General features: G+C 69.8%; 6 protein-coding genes. 5 read left to right on the forward strand and 1 reads right to left on the reverse strand.

All coding sequences use genetic code 11. From position 1 onward, the window contains the following. From infB to AC1DZ6_RS17760, 3 genes are all read left to right on the forward strand, one after another. On the forward strand, positions 1 to 2658 hold a 2658-nt coding region (infB, locus tag AC1DZ6_RS17750; protein ID WP_477098468.1), incomplete at its 5' end, for a translation initiation factor IF-2. Between the two features lie 139 nt (positions 2659 to 2797). Beyond that, a complete protein-coding gene (locus AC1DZ6_RS17755) occupies positions 2798 to 3313 on the forward strand; it encodes a DUF2939 domain-containing protein (RefSeq protein ID WP_477098469.1) in 516 nt (171 codons plus the stop codon). Between the two features lie 101 nt (positions 3314 to 3414). Beyond that, a complete protein-coding gene (locus tag AC1DZ6_RS17760) occupies positions 3415 to 3888 on the forward strand; it encodes a hypothetical protein (RefSeq protein WP_477098473.1) in 474 nt (157 codons plus the stop codon). Here the strand turns inward: AC1DZ6_RS17760 and AC1DZ6_RS17765 are convergent. Next, positions 3885 to 4226, reverse strand: a complete 342-nt coding sequence (locus AC1DZ6_RS17765) for a hypothetical protein (protein ID WP_477098470.1) — start codon at positions 4224 to 4226, stop codon at positions 3885 to 3887. The genes AC1DZ6_RS17760 and AC1DZ6_RS17765 overlap by 4 nt on opposite strands. Positions 4227 to 4353: 127 nt before the next feature. Here AC1DZ6_RS17765 and AC1DZ6_RS17770 point away from each other — a divergent pair, with 127 nt between their 5' ends. Both AC1DZ6_RS17770 and AC1DZ6_RS17775 read left to right on the forward strand, forming a co-directional pair. Further along, a complete protein-coding gene (locus AC1DZ6_RS17770) occupies positions 4354 to 5142 on the forward strand; it encodes a dienelactone hydrolase family protein (protein ID WP_477098471.1) in 789 nt (262 codons plus the stop codon). A 110-nt stretch (positions 5143 to 5252) separates the two neighbouring features. Then, on the forward strand, positions 5253 to 5531 hold a 279-nt coding region (locus tag AC1DZ6_RS17775; protein ID WP_477098472.1), incomplete at its 3' end, for a ribosome-binding factor A.

A 5531-nucleotide genomic window follows, 5' to 3' on the forward strand; every position in this document is an offset into this window, starting at 1 on the left:
GCGCCCGCCGCTCCGGCCCCGACCGCCCCCGTGGCGACGGCTCCCGTCGCTCCGGCTGCCCCGACCACCGCTGCTGCTTCGGCTCCCGCCGCGCCGCGCGCCGAGGCCCCGCGCCCCGCCGCTCCGGTTCGCAGCGACGCGCCCCGTAGCGATGCGCCCCGTCCGGCGGCGCCGTCCGCTGGTCAGACCCGCACCTACGAGCCCAGCCGCGACCGTCGCGACGACCGTTCGTCGACCACCACCTACCGTCCGGGTCCGGGCGCCCCGCAGGGTGATCGTCCGCAAGGCGATCGTCCCCAGGGCGACCGTCCGTCGTTCAACCAGCGCGCTCCGCGCCAGGATGGCCCGTACAACCAGCGCACCCCGCGTCCCGACGCCGGCGGTCCGCCGCGTGGTCCCCGCCCCGAGGGCGCGGGCGGCTTCCGCAGCGARCGTCCGCCGGGTGACCGCCCGCAAGGCGATCGTCCCCAGGGCGACCGTCCGCAAGGCGACCGCCCGACCCAGACCGTCCGCTATTCGGCCCTGGCCCCGCGCCCGGCGCCTGGCGCTCGTCCGGGTCCCGGCGGTCCGCGCGGCGCCCGTCCCGGCGTTCCGGCCTCGGCTCCGGCCACCCCCGAAATCCAGCGCGCCACGCGCTCGGCGCCCCGCCCCGGCGGCGACGTCGGTCGCAAGCCCGAGGAGGACGATGATCGCCGCAAGGCCGCGGCCCCCGGCAAGGCTGTCAGCCGCGCCAAGGGCGCTCCGGTTCGCCGCGAAGGCCGCCTGACCATCCAGACCGTGGCCGGCGACGGAGATTCCGCCGACCGCATGCGCTCGCTGGCCTCGGTTCGCCGGGCCCGTGAACGCGAGAAGGAAAAGCGCCGCGGCGGCCCCGCCGACGTGGTCAAGGTCAGCCGCGAAGTCGTCATTCCCGACGTCATCACCGTGCAGGAGCTGTCCAACCGGATGGCCGTGCGCGGCGTCGAGATCATCAAGTTCCTGATGCGTCAGGGCGTGATGCTGAAGATCAACGACGTCATCGACAACGACACCGCCGAGCTGGTGGCGACCGAATTCGGTCACACCGTCCGTCGCGTGTCGGAAGCCGACGTCGAAGAAGGCTTCATCGGCGCCGAGGACATCGACGATCACCTGGAGCCCCGGCCCCCGGTCGTCACCGTCATGGGTCACGTCGACCACGGCAAGACCAGTCTGCTGGACGCGCTGCGCAAGGCCGATGTGGCCGGCGGCGAGCACGGCGGCATCACCCAGCACATCGGCGCCTATCAGGTGCGTCTGGAAAATGGCCAGAAGGTCACCTTCCTCGACACCCCGGGTCACGCGGCCTTCTCGCAAATGCGGGCTCGCGGCGCCAACATCACCGACCTGGTGATCCTGGTGGTGGCCGGCGACGACGGCGTCATGCCGCAGACCATCGAGGCCATCAAGCACGCCCGCGCCGCGGAAGTGCCGATCATCGTGGCCGTCAACAAGATGGACAAGCCCGGCGCCGATCCCACGCGGGTCGTCAACGAGCTGCTGCAACACGAGATCGTGGTCGAAAGCCTGGGTGGCGACACCCAGATCGTCGAAGTCTCGGCCAAGACCGGCCAGGGCCTGGACGAGCTGATCGAACGCATCCTGCTGCAGGCCGAAGTTCTGGACCTGAAGGCCAACCCCGACCGCATCGCCGACGGCGTCGTGATCGAGGCCAAGCTGGACAAGGGTCGCGGCGCGGTTTCGACCGTGCTGGTCAAGCGCGGCACGCTGAAGCGCGGCGACATCGTCGTGGCCGGCAGCCAGTTCGGCCGGGTTCGCGCCCTGCTGAACGAGCGTAACGAGCAACTGACCGAAGCCGGTCCCGCCACCCCGGTCGAGATCCTCGGCCTGGACGGCGTGCCTTCGCCTGGCGACCCCTTCGCGGTCGTCGAGAACGAGGCCCGGGCTCGCGAACTGACCGAATACCGCATCCGTCTCAAGCGCGAGAAGTCGATGCATCCGGTCGGCGCGGGCGCCACCAGCATGGCCGACATGATGGCCAAGCTGCAGGACAAGAAGTACCGCGAACTGCCGCTGGTCATCAAAGCCGACGTGCAGGGCTCGGCCGAAGCGATCATTGGGTCGCTGGACGCCATGTCGACCGACGAGGTCCGCGCGCGGATCATCCTGTCGGGCGCCGGGGCGATCAGCGAAAGCGACGTCATGCTGGCCAAGGGCGCCGGCGCGCCGCTCATCGGCTTCAACGTCCGGGCCTCGGCCCAGGCGCGGGCGCTGGCCGAGCGCGAAGGCGTCGAGATCCGCTACTACGCGATCATCTACGACCTGCTGGACGACATCAAAGGCGTGCTCTCGGGCATGCTGGCCCCGATCCAGCGCGAAACCTTCCTCGGCAACGCCGAAGTCCTTCAGGCCTTCGACATCTCCAAGGTCGGCAAGATCGCCGGCTGTAAGGTCACCGAGGGCGTGGTCCGCAAGGGCGCCAAGGTCCGGATCATCCGCAACGACATCGTCGTTCTGGAACTGGGCACCCTGGCGACGCTCAAGCGCTTCAAGGACGAGGTCAACGAGGTCCCGTCGGGTCAAGAGTGCGGCATGATGTTCGCGGGCTTCCAGGACATCAAGGTCGGCGACACCATCGAGTGCTTCACCGTCGAAGAGATCAAGCGCCAGCTCGACTAAGGTCCGCTGGAGTTTTGAGAGACAGAAGGGCGCGAACCGCGAGGTTCGCGCCCTTTTTTCCTGCTCCCCTTTGCGGGAGAGGCGGCCCGCCGAGTCGGCCGGACTGGAAATCGCCCGATTTCAGGCCTAACCGTAGACGATGCGCATCCGGACCCTCCTGACCCTGAGCCTCGCCGCCGTCTCGTTGTCGGCCTGCGCCACGGCCACCCGCTACGACGCGGCCGGCGACGTCCACGCCCTGCTGGTGGCGATCCGCAACAACGACCACGCCGCCTTCGACGCCCGCGTCGATCGTCCGGCCCTGAAGGCCGAGATCGAAAGCCAGCTGGTGCGCAAGGCGCGCGACGCCAACATGGGCGGCGGCTGGCAGGCGGCGGTCATCGCCCTGGCCGGCCCGGCCGCCGACATCGCCGGCGAAGCCCTGGTCCGGCCCGAGACCTTCCGCTACGCGGCCAACTATTACGGCTACACGCCCGACAAGCCGATCCCCGACCGCATCAGCATCGCCGCCGGCCTGCGCTACATCGGCTCCGACCAGGTCTGCGCGGCAAAGAGCAAGGACGGCCCCTGCCTGCTGACCTTCACCCTGGAGGGCGRCACATGGCGGCTGTCCGGCTTCGATCCCGAAACGGCGAAGCTGCGTCTGAAGCTGTGAGGCCAGGGGTGTCGGGGACCGCTCGCAAGACGAGCCTGAAGGTCGCGCTGGGGCTGGCCGTGGCCTGCCTGACGGCCGGCGCGGCTCATGCCGAGCGCAAGATGTACTCCTATGACCCGATCTCGCAGGACGCCAAGCGGTTGACGGGCGCGGGCCTGACCGTGCTGTTCGACAAGAAGCTGACGGGAACCAAGGTCGTGAAGGTGCTGGCCACCGGCGTGCCGGTGCAGGGCCGCTTGATCGACGGCCGCGAGAAGGATCTCGGCCCAGGCGGGCTGAAGGCGATGAGCGGCGTCGACGCCGACGCGGCGCTGTACGAGATCGATCCCAAGTTCGAGCAAGGCAAGATCTACATCCGGGCTTTCTGCCCCGGGGCCAAGCGCCTGTGGCTGAGCTTCAGCCGCCTGGCCGTCTATCACGACCTGCGGGTCCAGGCGTTCGGCGACGACCCCAAGGGCGGCCCCACCCGGCTGTGCGGCACGCTGGACTTCTCGTACCGGGGCGAATGGAAGCTGCCGGGCGGCAACCGTCCCGACCCGATGGAGGACTGGACCGGCGGCAACGGGCCTGGCTAGGCGGGCAGCAGGCCGCGGACCAGCATGATCAGGGCCAGCAGCATCATCGGGGCGGACCACACCTCGAGCGGCAACCCCATGAAGCGGTTGGGCGGGCGGTAGGTCAGGCGGTTCTTCCAGAGACCGGGGCGCGGCACCTTCACCGGCCGGCGATTGACACGGCAGCCCACCACCCAATTGACCACGGCCGCGATCACCGCGCCGATTGCCCACAGCCAGGGCGCGGTGTCGAAGATCTGCTCGCCGAACGCCAGGGTCAGCAGCGCCCCGAACAGGGCGAACACGCCGATCAGGCTCAACAGGGCCAGATAGCCCCGACCGGTCCACCAGAAGATCATTCGCCGCCCCTTAAGCTCGAGCTTGAGGGATAGGCCGCCGCCTTCGCCGGCGCAACCTGAGCGACGGAAGAGGTGACGCCGGATGTCGCTTTCATGCATGCTCGCTAAAACAGGGCAGGGGGCGGGCATGGGCGATGCGCTGGCGGGCTTCACGAAGTTCGAATTCACCGACGGCGGGTGGACGCGGCCGGTCTACCGGATCGGATCCGGACCGGCGGTCATCGTCATCCACGAGATCCCCGGCCTGCATCCCGCCGTGCTGGACTTCGCCCGCGACGTGGCGGCCGAGGGCATGACGGTGTTCTGCCCCAGCCTGTTCGGCGAACCGGGACGACCGGTCTCGACGGGCTACGCGATCGGCGTGATCGCCAAGACTCTGTGCGTGCGCCGCGAGTTCACCGCCTGGGCGGGCGACCGCTCCAGCCCGATCGTCGACTGGCTGCGGGCCCTGGCGCGCAAGGCTCACGCCGAGTGCGGCGGCAAGGGCGTCGGGGCGGTGGGCATGTGCTTCACGGGCGGCTTCGCCCTGGCGATGATGACCGAGCCGTCGGTCGTGGCGCCGGTGCTGTCCCAGCCCTCGCTGCCGCTGGGCAAGAAGCGGGCGGCGGCCCTGGACTGTTCGCCGGCCGAACTGGCGACCGCCAAGGCGCGGATGGAGGCCGAGGACCTGTCGTTGCTGGCCCTGCGCTTCGAAGGCGACGCCCTCGTGCCCTGCGCCCGGTTCCAGACCCTGGAGCGCGAGCTGGGCAAGCGCGCCGAACTGCACGTCCTGCCCGACGCGTCGGCGCTCAAGGGCACAGGTCGCGACCCGCATTCGGTGCTGACCCTGCACCTGAACCGCGCCGACCCGGACGGCGAGACGATGAAGGTTCACCGGCGGGTGCTGGACTTCTTCAGAGAACGGACGGGGGCTTAGGTCACTGTCGCGCTGGACTTTTCGCCCTCACGCGCCTAGACACCCCGCCTCCTATTTCTCCCCGCGACCCGGCGTTCGATCCGCCGGCCGGGCATCGAGGCGACCGCGCCATGAAGCGCCATTCCGAAAACAAGAAGGCCGGACCCGTGGGTCCGTCGCAGCGCCAACTGCGCGCCGGCGAGCTGATCCGCCACGCCCTGGTGGAGATCCTGCGCGAAGAAGACCTGGTCGATCCGGCTCTGCAGGGCGTCTCGGTGACGATCTCCGAGGTGCGGATGAGCGCCGACCTCAAGCACGCCATCTGCTTCGTCGAGCCGCTGGGGGCCAGCATCGCGCCGCAGGTCGAGCGCGAGGCGTCCTCGCCGTCGCGCACCGTGGTCGTCAAGGGC

Source organism: Caulobacter sp. P1_B12_2, from assembly GCF_056406675.1.